At 52.8% G+C, this 14,887-nt stretch carries 12 protein-coding genes; 9 read left to right on the forward strand and 3 right to left on the reverse strand.

From position 1 onward, the window contains the following. Positions 1–50: 50 nt before the first annotated feature. The 5 genes from WH298_RS02695 to WH298_RS02715 all read left to right on the forward strand — a co-directional run bounded on the left by WH298_RS02695 (position 51) and on the right by WH298_RS02715 (position 7,249). Positions 51–2,714, forward strand: coding sequence for a beta-N-acetylhexosaminidase (locus WH298_RS02695; RefSeq protein WP_180822160.1), 2,664 nt, complete (start codon positions 51–53; stop codon positions 2,712–2,714). Positions 2,715–2,763: 49 nt separating this feature from the next. Next, a complete protein-coding gene (locus tag WH298_RS02700; RefSeq protein WP_180822161.1) occupies positions 2,764–3,888 on the forward strand; it encodes an MFS transporter in 1,125 nt (374 codons plus the stop codon). 56 nt (positions 3,889–3,944) lie between these two features. Then, positions 3,945–4,979 (forward strand): UDP-glucose 4-epimerase GalE, encoded by a 1,035-nt coding sequence (galE, locus tag WH298_RS02705; RefSeq protein WP_180822162.1) that lies wholly within the window; start codon positions 3,945–3,947, stop codon positions 4,977–4,979. Beyond that, positions 4,976–6,850, forward strand: a complete 1,875-nt coding sequence (locus WH298_RS02710; RefSeq protein WP_180822163.1) for a GNAT family N-acetyltransferase — start codon at positions 4,976–4,978, stop codon at positions 6,848–6,850. The genes galE and WH298_RS02710 overlap by 4 nt, the downstream gene beginning before the upstream one ends. A 195-nt stretch (positions 6,851–7,045) precedes the next feature. Next, complete coding sequence (locus WH298_RS02715) at positions 7,046–7,249, forward strand: hypothetical protein (protein ID WP_049852436.1); 204 nt, start codon at positions 7,046–7,048, stop codon at positions 7,247–7,249. A gap of 69 nt (positions 7,250–7,318) precedes the next feature. Here WH298_RS02715 and ahpF read toward each other — a convergent pair whose 3' ends face one another. Continuing rightward, entirely contained in the window at positions 7,319–8,887 is a 1,569-nt protein-coding gene (gene ahpF / locus WH298_RS02720) for an alkyl hydroperoxide reductase subunit F (protein ID WP_007889515.1), read from the reverse strand. Between the two features lie 67 nt (positions 8,888–8,954). Continuing rightward, positions 8,955–9,518 (reverse strand): alkyl hydroperoxide reductase subunit C, encoded by a 564-nt coding sequence (ahpC, locus tag WH298_RS02725; protein ID WP_180822164.1) that lies wholly within the window; start codon positions 9,516–9,518, stop codon positions 8,955–8,957. Positions 9,519–9,844: 326 nt separating this feature from the next. Between ahpC and WH298_RS02730 the strand changes: the two genes are divergently transcribed. After that, positions 9,845–10,297, forward strand: coding sequence for a GNAT family N-acetyltransferase (locus tag WH298_RS02730; protein WP_007889513.1), 453 nt, complete (start codon positions 9,845–9,847; stop codon positions 10,295–10,297). On the opposite strand, the gene apbC is transcribed toward WH298_RS02730, so the two are convergent. Then, entirely contained in the window at positions 10,294–11,406 is a 1,113-nt protein-coding gene (apbC, locus tag WH298_RS02735; protein WP_007889512.1) for an iron-sulfur cluster carrier protein ApbC, read from the reverse strand. The genes WH298_RS02730 and apbC overlap by 4 nt on opposite strands. Positions 11,407–11,567: 161 nt before the next feature. Here apbC and metG point away from each other — a divergent pair, with 161 nt between their 5' ends. The 3 genes from metG (at position 11,568) to WH298_RS02750 (ending at position 14,825) form a co-directional block, all read left to right on the forward strand. After that, positions 11,568–13,601 carry a methionine--tRNA ligase gene (gene metG / locus WH298_RS02740; RefSeq protein WP_180822165.1) on the forward strand — a complete coding sequence of 678 codons (2,034 nt, stop codon included), beginning with the start codon at positions 11,568–11,570 and terminating at the stop codon, positions 13,599–13,601. Between the two features lie 155 nt (positions 13,602–13,756). Beyond that, on the forward strand, positions 13,757–14,140 hold the full coding sequence (locus WH298_RS02745) for a CidA/LrgA family protein (RefSeq protein WP_007889510.1): 384 nt from the start codon (positions 13,757–13,759) through the stop codon (positions 14,138–14,140). Next, complete coding sequence (locus WH298_RS02750) at positions 14,133–14,825, forward strand: CidB/LrgB family autolysis modulator (protein ID WP_180822166.1); 693 nt, start codon at positions 14,133–14,135, stop codon at positions 14,823–14,825. Before WH298_RS02745 ends, WH298_RS02750 begins: the two co-directional genes overlap by 8 nt. The last annotated feature ends 62 nt before the right edge of the window (positions 14,826–14,887 follow it).

Genomic DNA, 14,887 nt, shown 5'->3' on the forward strand with positions numbered 1-14,887 from the left:
CCCTACCTGGCAGGAGCCAGAGACATTCATTCGAGGAGAAGGATATCAATATGAAAAAACTAAAAATGAGTTTGCTGGCGTTGGCCGTGACCAGCGTTGCGGCCTGCAGCTCGTCCCCACACAGTAATCAACAGATTGTTGACCAGATCAGCCAGTTCGGCGTGCAATATCAGGTAACTGATAATCAGGCGGCCGATCACGGCATCAATTGCGCGAAGCTCGGTGCCGATTGGGCATCCTGTAATACCGCGACCATCACCCTTACGAATAACGGCCCGGCGCTCACCAGTAAAAACTGGGCGATTTACATGAGCAACGTGCACGAAACGCTGCGGGTTGATAACGATCAATTCAAAATGACGCACATTGTTGGTGATCTGACCCGACTGGAGCCGACGGAGAAATTCAAGGGCATTGCGGCCGGTGAGTCAATTGAGATCCCAATCGTCAATGAGTATTGGCAGCTGTTTATCACTGACGTCATGCCGCGTTGGTACGTCACCGCAGCTGATGCTACACCGAAAATTATCTCCAGCACCGACACTGAGAATCTGAACGATTTCGTCAAACCGTTTGGCAACCAGTGGAAGCGCATCGCCGACGACAAAAACGTGCTCATGCTGCCGCAGAGCCGCTTCGCGAAGAATGCTGATGTACAGCAACTTCCCGCGAGCGCACTGCGCGGACAAATCACGCCAACACCGCGTACGGTAAAAGTTCATGCGGCCGATGTTGATCTAAGTCGTGGCGTTGCACTGCATTTAGAGGCTTTGTCGGGCAACCAAGCCGATGCGGTTAGACAGCGCTTTGATTTAATGAATATCAAACAGCACTCGAGCGGCTATGCCGTCCATACGCGCGTGGCAACCAACCATTTTAATGATGCAGATGCCGTTTCCGGCGCCTATGAATTACGCATCACTCCGCGCGGCACGGATATCGTGGGTTATGACCAGGCGGGCGTGTATTACGGTTTAATGTCTTTACTGTCACTGGTTCCTGCCGAAGGTAAACCGATCATCGCTACGCTGGATGCGCAGGATGCACCACGCTTTGCCTATCGCGGCGCTTTCCTTGATGTGGCCCGTAATTTCCACAGCAAACAAGCGGTGTTGCGCATGCTCGATCAGATGGCCGCCTGGAAGATGAACAAATTCCACTTCCACCTGACCGATGACGAAGCCTGGCGCATTGAAATCCCAGGGTTACCGCAGCTGACCGATGTCGGTAGCAAGCGCTGCCACGATCTTACCGAGCAGCAATGCCTGCTGCCGCAGTTAGGCTCGGGGCCATTTAGTGATAATAACGGCAGCGGACACTTTAGCCGTGCGGATTATATTGAGATCGTCAAATACGCTCAGGCGCGCAACATCGAAGTCATTCCTGAGATCGATATGCCAGCGCATGCTCGCGCCGCCGTGATTTCAATGGAAGCACGCTACCAACAATTAATGAAAGCGGGTAAACCGCAACAGGCCAACGAATATCGTTTAGTGGATCCAACTGACACCTCTAATACCCGCTCGGTGCAGCTTTACGATCGTACCAGCTACCTCAACCCTTGCCTCGACTCCTCAAAACGCTTTGTCGATAAAGTGATTAGTGAAGTACAGGCAATGCATCGCGAAGCCGGCCAGCCGTTGAGCACCTGGCATTTTGGCGGTGATGAAGCGAAAAATATCCGCCTGGGTGCGGGTTACAGCGACATAAAATCCCCGAAAGCGGGAACGGGCATTTTAGACCAAAGCAAAGAGGACAAGCCCTGGGCAAAATCTCAGGTCTGCCAGGCGGTGGTGAAATCCGGCAAGGTGGAAGATCTGGAACACTTACCCAGCCATTTTGCACTGGAAGTCAGCAAGATGGTTAAGGCACACGGCATTCCGGTCATGCAGGCCTGGCAGGATGGATTAAAAGATGCTGCCAATGCCCACGCCTTTGCAACTTCACGCGTTCGGGTGAACTTCTGGGACACGCTTTACTGGGGTGGTTTCGACACCGCTAATGACTGGACGATGAAAGATTACGAAGTGGTGATCTCCAATCCGGATTACGTCTACATGGATTTCCCGTATGAAGTGAATCCGCAGGAGCGCGGCTACTACTGGGGGACGCGATTTAGTGATGAGCGCAAGATGTTTGGCTTCGCGCCAGATAATCTGCCGCAAAATGCTGAAACCTCTGTCGACCGCGATGGTAACACCTTCGATGCCACCTCAACGAAACCCTGGTCGGGCGCATATGGTATTTCAGTACATCTGTGGAGCGAAACAACGCGTACCGATCAGCAAATGGATTACATGGTGTTCCCACGCCTGCTGTCTGTTGCCGAACGCGGCTGGCATCGTGCTGAATGGGAGCTGGATTACCAGCAGGGACGTACTTTTAAAGGTGGCGAAACCCACTTCGTTAACCAACAACAACGTAATCAGGATTGGCAGCGTTTTGCCAATCTGTTAGGCCAGCGTGAGTTAGCCAAAATGGACAAAGCTGGCATCCACTATCGTTTACCGGTGCCCGGTGCACGAGTAGAAAATGGCGTTCTAACCATGAACATTGCCCTGCCGGGTCTGCCGCTGGAGTACAGTCTGGATAACGGTAACCGCTGGCAGCGTTATCAATCTCATGCCAAACCGGCGATCACCGCGGCTGATAAAGTTTGGGTGCGCAGTGTAAGCCCGGATGGTAAACGTTTCAGCCGCGCCGAACAGCTGTAAAAACGATGCTCCTGCGGGAATGCAGGAGCAATAACTGACAAGGATGTCGATGAAAAACTCATCTATCGCTTTTTATTTGGTTGCAATGGGCGCTGGCTTAAGCGGAGCCCTGTTCATTCCCACACTTAGTTTATTTCTTGCCACAGAACTCAAGGTGGCAACCTGGCAGATTGGTGCCTTCTACAGCGTCAATGCGCTGAGCAGTATTGTTATTAGTCTGTTGATTGCACGCTATTCCGATCGTCTGGCGCAGCGTCGGCCACTGTTGCTATTTTGCTTACTCTCGCTGGCGCTTAATTCATTACTGTTTATCTTCTGCCGTAATTATTTATTATTAATTACGCTCGGTTCCTTACTGAGTGCTTGTGGTAGCGCAGCGGTACCACAGCTTTTTGCCTTAGCACGTCAATCCCGTAGTGATAATGGATTTAGCGCCATCCTGCGTGCGCAATTTTCATTGGCCTGGGTATTTGGTCCGCCGCTGGCATTCTGGATTATTCAGCTGGCCGGTTTTGCCTGGCTTTATGTGATCATGTCATTACTGTTATTGAGCGTAACCTTGCTGGCCCTCACCTTACCGCCCGGCAAGCCGCCAGCCAACCCAGCACCTGTGACCCAGTTGCACCAACAACCGCTGGGCCACAATCTCACCTTTCTGATGCTCGCTACCTTACTGGTCTGGAGTTGCAGCTCACTGTATCTGATTGCTTTTCCATTGCATCTGGCACAACAAAGCACGCTTTCAAGCGACTGGACCGGCCTGATGTTTGGCGTCGCCGCGGCGCTGGAAATTCCGATCATGCTGCTCAGTGCGAGAATGCTTAAGCGCTGGAATAAGAAGTTGCAAATGCAGGCCGCCATGCTGTGCGGCATTATCTTTTATGCAGGGATATTCTTCAGCAATGGATTTATCCCGCTGGTATTACTGCAAATTTTCAATGCCATTTTTATCGCCATTATCGCCACCGTTGGATTATTTTGGTTTCAGGACTTACTGCAAAATCGTCAAGGTATGGCGGCTACGCTCTATACCAATTCGATGTCCATCGGCGTGTTGATTGCTGGCGTTTTACAGGGAACTCTCACCGCAGTATCGCCGCTGGCTATCTGGCCAGCGGCCTGCGTGCTGTTGGTGATGTCATTACTACTGATAACAAAGGTCGAAAATGTCTGAAATTGATTATTCGTCGTGCATCGCTGCGCGCATCAAAACACATGGAGTGTACATTAATGAATGTCTTAATTACCGGCGGCGCGGGCTATATTGGGTCGCACATTGCACTTAGCCTGCTGCAGAAAAATCATCATGTCATCGTGCTGGATAATTTGTGTAATAGCTCGCCACTCGCTTTGCAGCGCGTGGAAGCATTAAGCGGAAAAAAGCTTAACTTCCTTCAGGGTGATATCCGTCGCCGCTCTGATTTAAACCTGGTTTTCAGTAGCCAACCCATTGATGCAGTAATCCATATGGCCGGACTTAAATCGGTTAATGAATCACTGCAAAAGCCGGTGAAGTATTACCAAAATAATATCGCCGGAACATTAATGCTGTTAGAGATGATGAAACAGCATAGCGTTAAAAAGCTCATTTTCAGCTCTTCTGCCACCGTATATGGCATTCCGGTAAAAATTCCCTTATGTGAAGGCTGCGACACCGGTAACACCACCAATCCTTATGGTGCCTCCAAATATATGGTGGAGAAAATTATGGCTGAAGTCGCTGATGCGCAACCCGAATTAGCCATTACCGCCCTACGTTATTTTAATCCGGCGGGCGCGCATCCCTCTGGCCAGATTGGCGAACATCCCGAAGGTATTCCCAATAACTTGCTGCCCTATCTGTTTCAGGTGGCCAATGGCCTGCGCAGCCATTTACCGGTATTTGGTGACGATTATGCCACGCTAGACGGTACCGGTGTGCGTGATTACATCCACGTAATGGATTTAGCTGAAGGGCATATTCAGGCGTTGAACCGGCTACAGCCGGGCTATCGTCACTACAACCTCGGTACCGGACAAGGCTACTCGGTACTGGAAATCGTACGTATGTTTGAGCAGGTCAGCGGTCGACAAGTACCTCTCGATATGCGCGCGCGCCGTCCCGGCGATGTCGCCATCTGTTTATCCGATCCCGGCCAGGCAAGAAAAGAGTTGGGCTGGCAGGCAACGCGCGATCTTGAAGCCATGTTGCGGGATGCATGGCGCTGGCATACGCAAAATCCTCAGGGTTACGTCACGCAGAATGCAGGGAGCGAAATCGCATGACCATGACCAGTGAACATTTTTTATATCACTATGAGCGCCAACTGCGCGCGTTAAAACAGTGCTTTACCGCACCTGCCACTGTGGACTGGCTGGAAACGCTACACCATTTTAAGCAGTGGCGGCAGCAGCATCAGCCGCATGAGATTGGCGTTTCCGATCTCTCTTCGATGTTTGCAGTGCCCACCAGCCGGCTGACTGGCAAAGAGTGTACGCTGCATCGCGTTTGGCTTGGCGGAGCCACACCCGCGAATGTGAATCTGACCATCGCGCAATGGCAGAACGCCATCGAAGCCAGCCATAGCCAGTTTCAGCAAACGCTGTGGGTTTGGGATGAGCAGCAGCTAGCGGCGGAAGCACGCTTTGTGCTGCAGCAAGATAGCGATGAGCTGCAGCTAGGCATCCTGTTTCTGCCCGATGCTCTGATCAAGGTAAATAGCCTGAGTGCGTTAATGCAGAACTTTGACATGGCACTTAACAACGTCTTGCAGCAATTACACGACAAGCGCTATTACGCCACGTTATCCGATTTCTTCCGGCTGGCGATTTTGAATCAGTGCGGTGGCGTATATCTGGATGCCGATACCCTTCCCGCGCAGCCTGCAACGCTGTTTTTGTGTCATCCAGAGCTGCCCGATTTTCCAGCAGAAACGCAGCAACACGTCAACTGGATGAATTTGTTTACCGATGAAACCGGCATGATAATCAGCCATCAAAATAGTGCGGCTCTGTTGCAACTGCAGCAGCAGCTCAGTGCGGTTTATCGCGGCTGGCCACAACCCATACCGGAGAAAACACCCGCAACTGAACGCGCGATTTTCGAACCTTTCTATCAGTTATGGTGTGAGCAGCTGCAGGTGACGCAGCTCAGCCATCAGGATTTCAGCCGGTGTTACGCAGTCCTTGGCTTTGATGTGCCGCAACAACGCGTTTGTGGTATCAAAGGCATGCGTTTGCAGGAAGATATTCTGAGTGGCGAGCGACGCCCACTCAGCGTAGAGGAACAGCAGCACTATCAGCACACGCTGGCACAACTCACGCTGCGCGATTGGCAGCTCAGCCATCCTCTGCAGCTTGATGAGTTTGCGCCATTGTTTGCTGAACAGGATATTCTGCAAATTGCTTATGCACCGCAGTTGCGCGCCGAAATTCCTTACTATCACTATTACGGCGTACTTTCACAGGATGCGGCACTGGATAGAGTTAACGCACTATTTAGCGACTATTTAATTTGCCGTCGTGATAGGGAAATTAAAGCCGGTAATTTCTGGCAACCCGTCGGTGAATGTAAAAAATTACCGCTTTGCTTTAAACCTGGCGCGATTTCTGATGAGCGTGAACAGCGCACGATGGCGAAGCTGATTTTTAGCACCAGTTATCTTGAGTACTGTTCGGTTGATAACGTTTACTCTTCAGACATTATTAGCCTACAGCTGCGACAAAATATCCTTCCTTTCCTTGAACAGATTTCCGTTATCACCGATGCGCAAGGAAAGATAATCGGTTTTATCAATGCTGCGTCGGTGCGGGATTACGACCACATCAACGTCGAGTATGGCTATCGCCACGAGGTGCTGCCGCTCGATGAGGCTTACGATACGTTCGTGAATCAGCACAGTCGCCCGGAGGATTACTTTGTTTGTAGCGTGGCGCTATTGCCAGAGCAGCAGGGAAAAGGCTATTTCAATCAAATTTTATCGCGGATGACGGAACAGGCTAAACAGCAAAAATTGCGACGCATTACCTTATGCGTCTGGCAATCCAACCCGGCATCCATGATCTACCGCAAAAAAGGCTTCGAGGTTGTCGCCTCGATGAAACAGCAAGTTAAGATATTCAATGACGAACTGCTGTTTATGGCACTGACGTTATAGCTGTTTTACATCAATTATTGTGGCGGGAAAATAATAACTTTCCCGCTATCTAATTAACTCATCGATTAAGTTAGCGCTAAGTCAGTGCTAGCACCGTGCAGATTGATGCATATCAAAATATACATCGTTCAGAAACGGCTTAATGGCTCTCCGGATTTGAAGAGAAACTCCGCCCACTCCATTCCGGCAGCGATAATGAAATTAAAATTCTTCAGCTTTATTCCGCATGCACACAAATGGCACGATATTCAAATATCCCGCAAAGGCGCGATGTCACCGTCTGGCCGCCACTATTTTTCCACGCACGTTACAGCACAGTGTAAAACCTGTGGTGAACGGCTGCATAAAGTCTATTACCGCGATATCAGCGATGCCGAAGCCAAACGCTGGTTAGGCTAAGGCCGTATAAAAATAAAAAAAAGCCCCGCAACACAGGTTGCAGGGCAGTTGCGTGGCTATCGCAAAAACTTATTCAGCTGGTTTGGTACGAATCAGATAATCGAAGGCGCTGAGTGAGGCTTTTGCGCCTTCACCGCTGGCGATGATGATCTGCTTGTACGGCACCGTGGTGCAGTCGCCGGCAGCGAACACGCCTTTCAGGCTGGTTTCGCACTTGGCATCAATGATGATTTCGCCCATTTTAGTGCGCTCAACCGCACCTTCCAGCCAGGTGGTATTCGGCAGCAAACCGATCTGCACGAAGATGCCGCTCAGCGCGATTTCGTGGCTGGTTTGGTTATTGCGGTCGATGTAGGTCAGGCTGGTGACTTTGCTGCCGTCGCCTTTCACTTCGGTGGTCTGCGCGTTCAGAATCACATCAACGTTTTTCAGGCTGCGCAGCTTGTCCTGCAGCACTTTGTCGGCGCGCATTTCGCTGGCAAATTCCAGCAAGGTGACGTGCTCAACCAGACCGGCCAGATCGATAGCGGCTTCAACGCCTGAGTTACCACCGCCGATCACCGCAGTGCGTTTGCCTTTAAACAGCGGACCGTCGCAGTGCGGGCAGTAGGTGACGCCCTTGGTGCGATACTGCTCTTCGCCCGGTACGCCCATGTTGCGCCAGCGTGCACCGGTGGCAATGATGATGCTGCGTGATTTCAGCACTGCGCCGGAGGCGGTTTCAATCGCATGCAGACCGCCCTCTTTCGCCGCAGGAATCAGCTTAATGGCACTCTGGGTATCAATCACATCCACGTCATAATCATCAACGTGGGCACGCAGAGAACCGGCCAGCTTAGCGCCTTCAGTTTTCGGTACTGAGATGTAGTTTTCAATGTCGACGGTGTCCAGTACCTGGCCACCAAAGCGTTCGCCCATCAGGCCAGTGCGGATGCCTTTACGCGCCGAGTAGATTGCTGCTGCCGCGCCCGCCGGGCCGCTGCCAACGATCAGCACTTCATAGGCTTCACGTTTGTTCAGCTCTTCCGCCGCGCGTTTATCCGCGTTGGTATCCACTTTACCGACGATCTCCGCCAGGCTCAGACGGCCCTGACCAAACTCTTTGCCGTTGAGGAATACCGCTGGCACGCCCATCACGTTGCGTTCGGTGATTTCGTTCTGGAACATACCGCCGTCAATCGCGGTGTGGCTGATACGCGGATTCAGTACCGCCATCAGGTTCAGCGCCTGCACCACGTCAGGACAGTTGTGGCACGACAGTGAATAATAGGTTTCGAAATGGAAGTCGCCTTCCAACGCCACCACCTGATCCAGCAGGCTCTGCGCTTCTTTCGAAGGGTGTCCACCGGTTTGCAGCAAGGCTAAAACCAGTGAAGTGAATTCGTGGCCCATTGGCGAACCGGCAAAGCGCGGACCGCTATTGGCACCTGGGTTGGTGATCAGGAATGAGGGCTTACGTACCGGACGATCGTTCTCTTCACGGAAGCTGACTTTATCTGACAAGCTCGCGATATCGGCCAGCAGAGTACGGATCTCTGCCGATTTAGCGCCATCATCCAATGTGGCAATCAACTCAACCGGTTTCGTTAGTTTCTCAAGGTAAGCCTTGAGTTGGGTTTTTAAATTGGTGTCGAGCATAGTGAGTTCCTGTCATGAAAATCGGGTGCCGTAGCACCCGATTGAGAAAGATCGAATGGCAGCTAACTTAGATTTTGCCAACCAGGTCCAGTGATGGAGCCAGCGTTGCTTCGCCTTCTTTCCATTTAGCCGGGCAAACTTCGCCTGGGTGAGAAGCAACGTACTGGGCGGCTTTCACTTTACGGATCAGGTCAGATGCGTCACGGCCAATGCCTTCGGCAGTGATTTCGATCGCCTGGATGACGCCTTCCGGATCAACGATGAAGGTACCACGGTCTGCCAGGCCTTCGTCTTCACGCATGATTTCGAAGTTGCGGGTCAGCGCGCCAGTTGGGTCACCGATCATCGCATATTTGATTTTTGCGATGGTGTCTGAAGAACCGTGCCAGGCTTTGTGGGTAAAGTGCGTGTCGGTAGAAACAGAGTAGATATCTACACCCAGTTTCTGGAATTCTTCGTGATGGTCTGCAACGTCACCCAGTTCGGTTGGGCATACGAAGGTGAAGTCAGCCGGGTAGAAGAAGAAAACACTCCATTTACCTTCAACGTCTTTCTCGGTGACTTCGATGAATTCGCCGTTTTTGAACGCTGCGTTTTTAAATGGTTTGATCTTGGTATTAATGATGGACATGGTGACCTCCGTTAAAAGATGTGATGCAAGTTACAGAATTTTCGGGCCAACTTCTAATATGCAGACGTTATCAATCAGATAACCAAAAGCTATCAAAGCGCCGACGCCAGATTTCATGCGGCTCGCGCGGGCATTCTACACAAAAAAGCCGTTGTTCTGACAGGCTTTATCTTTTCGGCGTGAAACTGCTACTTTAAGTAGCGTTGTTGCACGGGTTTGTAGCGGCGCGATTTATCGCGCATCTTTTAGTCGAAACCAAACATCAACTGCGCGCAATAAATTGCGCCGCTACAGCATCTGCCTACCTCACTAAATGGAGCTCTCAGGTGCAAATACGTTTTTTTGACGAAGCCGATCGGCCTTTTCTGCGCACGCTGTATCTTGCCGCGCGTCGCCATAACTGGACGTGGCTGGCTGGCGATGATTGGCAGTTAGAAGATTTCGATGCGGTGATTTTGGGTGAAACCGTGCTGGTAGCCGAGCTGGACGGGCATCGCGTGGGGTTTGCGGCGGTGCTGGATAACGACAACTTTCTGCATAGCCTGTATGTCGATCCGGCTGCGCAAGGGCAAGGCGTTGGCAGCGCGCTGCTGGAAAAGGTTCAAGCACGTTTCACCTCCACCGGCGCGTTGAAATGCTTGCAACAAAATCAGGCGGCGCTGGATTTTTACCTCAAACATGGTTGGCGACGTGAAGCGGTTGGCGAGGGCGAGCAGGGAAAATATGTGCTGATGCATTTTCCGCTGGCGACACGCGCCAGCGGAAAGGGACGACGTTAAACCGCGCGGAAAGCGATATCGCCCGGGATAATTTCACCCTGCCAGTAGAGCTGTGCCGCGACGCGGCCCGCCAGTTGGCGATACAGCGCGGTAAAATCACTGTCTGGACGGCGCACCACGGTCGGTTCGCCATCATCCAGATCTTCACGCAGCGTCATGTGCAGCGGCAGCTGCGCCAACAAGCGGGTGTTATAATCTTCCACCAGCTTCTGCGCGCCGCCGGTGCCGAAAATCGGCTCGTGGTGGCCGCATTGGCTACAGATGTGCATGCTCATGTTCTCCACCACGCCCAATACCGGCACGCTGACTTTCTCGAACATCACCATGCCTTTACGTGCATCAATCAACGCAATGTCCTGCGGCGTCGTCACCACCAATGCGCCGGTCACCGGCACGTTCTGCGCCAGGGTGAGCTGGATATCGCCGGTGCCTGGCGGCATGTCGAGGATTAAATAATCCAGATCCGGCCACATGGTTTCGTTGAGCAGCTGCATCAGCGCTTTGCTGGCCATCGGGCCGCGCCACACCATGGCATTGTCGTCAGTCACCAAATAACCAATCGAGTTGGTTGCCAGGCCGTGCGCCATGATCGGTGCCATGTGCGTGCCGTCCGGCGAAGTGGGCCGCTGATTTTCGGTGCCGAGCATGTTGGGAATTGACGGACCGTAAATATCCGCATCAAGAATGCCTACGCGCGCGCCTTCGGCGATCAGCGCCAGCGCCATATTGACTGCGGTGCTGGATTTACCCACGCCACCTTTGCCTGAACTGACGGCGATGATGTTTTTCACACCGGTCGCGCCCGGATGATTTTTCACCCGCTTCAGCGTGGCAATATCGTGGCGTAGCCGCCAGTCAATGGCGCTGGCTTCGGTCAGACGCAGCAGTTCGGCGCTGGTTTGCGCTTTCAACTCTTCAAAGGCGCTAGCCCAGGCGAACGGCATGATCAGCTCGATGTGCAGCTTATCATCCAGCAGCGCTACGTGGCGCAAGGCTTTCAGCGTGGTCAGATTGTGTTGCAGCGTCGGATGTTCAAAGTCACTCAGCACGCCGATGACCAGGGCCCGCAGCGCTTCAGGTGAATGATGTTGCTGGGATTGTGAAGTCATCCCTACTCCTTGTTTTTTCATCACGCCAGATTGCGGCGGTGTCTGTTCAATAATATCAGATGGGCGCTAAAAGTGACGCGGATGTCCTGTCATGTTTACGTCAGAGGGTGCTTCGGTTAACATCAATCCCCGATTTTTTACTCACGGAACGCTACGCAATCATGACTCAAGTCGCTAAAAAAATTCTGGTAACGTGCGCACTGCCGTACGCAAACGGTTCTATCCATCTCGGTCACATGCTTGAACACATTCAGGCTGACATTTGGGTCCGTTACCAGCGAATGCGTGGCAACCAGGTTCACTTCATCTGTGCTGACGACGCCCACGGCACGCCAATCATGCTGAAAGCTCAGCAGTTGGGCGTGGCGCCAGAGCAGATGATTGCCGAGATGAAGCAAGAGCACGAAACCGATTTTGCCGGCTTCAACATCGGCTACGACAACTATCACTCGACGCACAGCGATGAGAACCGTCAGCTGTCCGAGCTGATTTACGGTCGTCTGAAAGAGAATGGCTTCATTAAGAACCGCACCATTTCGCAGCTGTACGATCCTGAGAAAGGCATGTTCCTGCCGGACCGTTTCGTCAAAGGTACCTGCCCGAAATGTAAATCACCGGATCAGTATGGCGACAACTGCGAAGTGTGCAGCGCGACCTACAGCCCAACGGAGCTGATCGACCCGAAATCGGTGGTTTCTGGCGCCACGCCGGTGCTGCGTGACTCCGAGCACTTCTTCTTCGATCTGCCGTCCTTCAGCGCCATGCTGCAGGCGTGGACGCGCTCAGGCGCGCTGCAAGAGCAGGTTGCTAACAAGATGCAGGAGTGGTTTGAATCGGGTCTGCAACAGTGGGATATCTCCCGCGATGCGCCCTATTTCGGCTTTGAAATTCCTGGCGCGCCGGGCAAATACTTTTATGTCTGGCTGGATGCGCCAATTGGTTACATGGGGTCGTTTAAAAACCTGTGCGACCAACGTGGCAATATCGATTTCGACGAGTTCTGGAAGAAAGATTCGACTACCGAGCTGTATCACTTTATCGGTAAAGATATCGTCTATTTCCACAGTCTGTTCTGGCCAGCGATGCTGGAAGGCAGCAACTTCCGCAAGCCAACCAATCTGTTCGTGCACGGTTATGTAACGGTGAACGGCGCGAAGATGTCTAAGTCGCGCGGCACCTTTATTAAAGCCAGCACCTGGTTGCAGCATCTGGATGCCGACAGCCTGCGCTATTACTACGCGGCTAAGCTCTCGTCACGCATCGACGATATCGACCTGAATCTGGAAGATTTCGTGCAGCGTGTGAATGCAGATGTGGTGAACAAAGTGGTTAACCTGGCATCGCGTAACGCGGGCTTCCTGACCAAACGCTTTGGCGGCAAATTGTCTGGCGAACTGGCCGATCCGGCGCTGTATCAGACCTTTGTTGATGCCTCTGAGCGGATTGGCGAAGCCTGGGCCAGTCGCGAATTTAATCGCGCAATCCGTGAAATCATGGCGCTGGCCGATCTGGCTAACCGCTATGTTGATGAGCAAGCACCGTGGGTGGTGGCGAAGCAAGAAGGCCGTGATGCCGATCTGCAAGCTATCTGCTCAATGGGCATCAACCTGTTCCGCGTATTGATGACCTGGCTGAAGCCGGTGCTGCCATCGTTGAGCGAACGTACTGAAGCCTTCCTGCAGAGCGAGCTAAGCTGGGATGCAATTGCTCAGCCGCTGCTTGATCATGACGTGGCACCGTTTAAAGCGCTATATGGCCGTATCGAGATGAGCAAAGTTGAAGCGCTGATTGAGGCCTCGAAAGAGGACGCGGCGGCGGCAAATAAGCCTGCAGCAACCGGGCCGCTGGCCGATGCGCCAATTGGTGACACCATCAGCATTGATGATTTCGCTAAGGTCGATATGCGCGTGGCGTTGATTGAGAAAGCGGAGCTGGTGGAAGGTTCTGACAAGCTGCTGCGTCTGGAGCTGGATGTGGGCGGCGAGAAGCGTCAGATTTTCTCTGGCATTCGCGCGGCCTATCCGGATCCCTCCGTGCTGGTCGGCAAGATGACTATCATCGTCGCCAACCTCGCGCCGCGTAAGATGCGCTTCGGTGTTTCAGAAGGCATGGTGCTGTCTGCAGGCCCGGGCGGCAAAGATCTGTTTGTGCTGTCGGTCGATAGCGGCGCAGTGCCTGGAATGCCGGTGAAGTAAGCGAATAAGCCGCCTTAGGGCGGCTTTTTTGTGCCTGTTGAGTCCGCGCATTGTAGCGTCGCCATTTATGGCGACCTGGTTAGACAGTAATGTGATCGCTAGCACGCTAAGCAGTGAATGCGTATGATAAAGCGCTACGAAAACAGGAGCCTGCCATGCCCGCCGTTCTCTCTGCCTGCTGGCGCTATTTGCGCGCCTTCGTCATCATTTATGCGGCGCTGTACGCCGGAATGGGGATTTCTGCCCTGCTCCCGATAACCATTCCCGGCAGCATCATCGGCATGCTGCTGCTGTTCCTGCTGTTGGCGTTGCAAATCCTGCCGGTTGACTGGGTGAAGCCCGGCTGTCATTTGCTGATTCGCTATATGGCGCTGCTCTTTGTCCCCATCAGCGTGGGCGTGATGGGTTATACCGATATTCTCACCGCCCAGTTTGGCCCGATCGTGGTGTCCTGCATTGTCAGTACCTTCCTGGTGTTGCTGATTGTCGGTTTAAGCGCAGAACGGATGCAGCGCCCGCAGGAGAAAAACCATGATTGATGCCTGGTGGTCACTACCGCTTACCGTTATCGCCTATCTGCTGGCACGCAAGCTGGCGGCGAAAATCAATATATCCATCGTCAATCCCTTACTGGTGGCGATGGCGATTGTCATTCCGCTTCTGCTGATCACTAACATGCCCTATACACGCTATTTTGCTGGCAGCAGCCTGCTAAACCAGTTACTGCAACCGGCCGTCGTGGCGTTGGCGCTACCGCTGTATGAGCAGATGCATCAAATTCGCGCCCGCTGGAAAACCATTATCAGCGTCTGCTTTATTGGCAGTATTACCGCGATGGTCTCCGGTACCGCGATTGCGCTGTGGATGGGCGCCACGCCGGAAATCGCCGCCACCATCATGCCGAAATCTGTGACTACGCCCATTGCCATGGCGGTGTCAGGATCGCTACACGGTATTCCGGCCATTAGTGCTATCTGCGTATTGATCGCTGGCGTGCTAGGCGCGGTGTTTGGCCATATGCTGCTTAACCTGCTGCAGGTTAAAAACAAATCCTCACGCGGCCTGGCGATTGGCAACGCTTCGCATGCGTTAGGCACCGCGCGCGCAGCGGAGATCGATTATCAGGAAGGCGCGTTCAGCTCATTGGCTCTGGTGATTTGCGGCATCATTACGTCGTTACTGGCACCGTTCCTTTTCCCGCTATTAATGCATTGGTGGGGCTGAAACTTGCGAGAGATCTCGCAAAGTTGAAACAACCCAATCAGCTTGCATTGTCAGAGCGACTT

Origin of the sequence: Pantoea nemavictus (genome assembly GCF_037479095.1) — a bacterium.
GTDB lineage: Bacteria > Pseudomonadota > Gammaproteobacteria > Enterobacterales > Enterobacteriaceae > Pantoea > Pantoea nemavictus.

What these genes read in the sequence shown, in the direction of transcription:
- WH298_RS02695 (WP_180822160.1), top strand. Translation starts at nt 51, where the DNA reads ATGAAAAAACTAAAAATGAGTTTGCTGGCGTTGGCCGTGACCAGCGTT.
- WH298_RS02700 (WP_180822161.1), top strand. Translation starts at nt 2,764, where the DNA reads ATGAAAAACTCATCTATCGCTTTTTATTTGGTTGCAATGGGCGCTGGC.
- galE (WP_180822162.1), top strand. Translation starts at nt 3,945, where the DNA reads ATGAATGTCTTAATTACCGGCGGCGCGGGCTATATTGGGTCGCACATT.
- WH298_RS02710 (WP_180822163.1), top strand. Translation starts at nt 4,976, where the DNA reads ATGACCATGACCAGTGAACATTTTTTATATCACTATGAGCGCCAACTG.
- WH298_RS02715 (WP_049852436.1), top strand. Translation starts at nt 7,046, where the DNA reads ATGAAATTAAAATTCTTCAGCTTTATTCCGCATGCACACAAATGGCAC.
- ahpF (WP_007889515.1), bottom strand. Translation starts at nt 8,887, where the DNA reads ATGCTCGACACCAATTTAAAAACCCAACTCAAGGCTTACCTTGAGAAA.
- ahpC (WP_180822164.1), bottom strand. Translation starts at nt 9,518, where the DNA reads ATGTCCATCATTAATACCAAGATCAAACCATTTAAAAACGCAGCGTTC.
- apbC (WP_007889512.1), bottom strand. Translation starts at nt 11,406, where the DNA reads ATGACTTCACAATCCCAGCAACATCATTCACCTGAAGCGCTGCGGGCC.
- metG (WP_180822165.1), top strand. Translation starts at nt 11,568, where the DNA reads ATGACTCAAGTCGCTAAAAAAATTCTGGTAACGTGCGCACTGCCGTAC.
- WH298_RS02745 (WP_007889510.1), top strand. Translation starts at nt 13,757, where the DNA reads ATGCCCGCCGTTCTCTCTGCCTGCTGGCGCTATTTGCGCGCCTTCGTC.
- WH298_RS02750 (WP_180822166.1), top strand. Translation starts at nt 14,133, where the DNA reads ATGATTGATGCCTGGTGGTCACTACCGCTTACCGTTATCGCCTATCTG.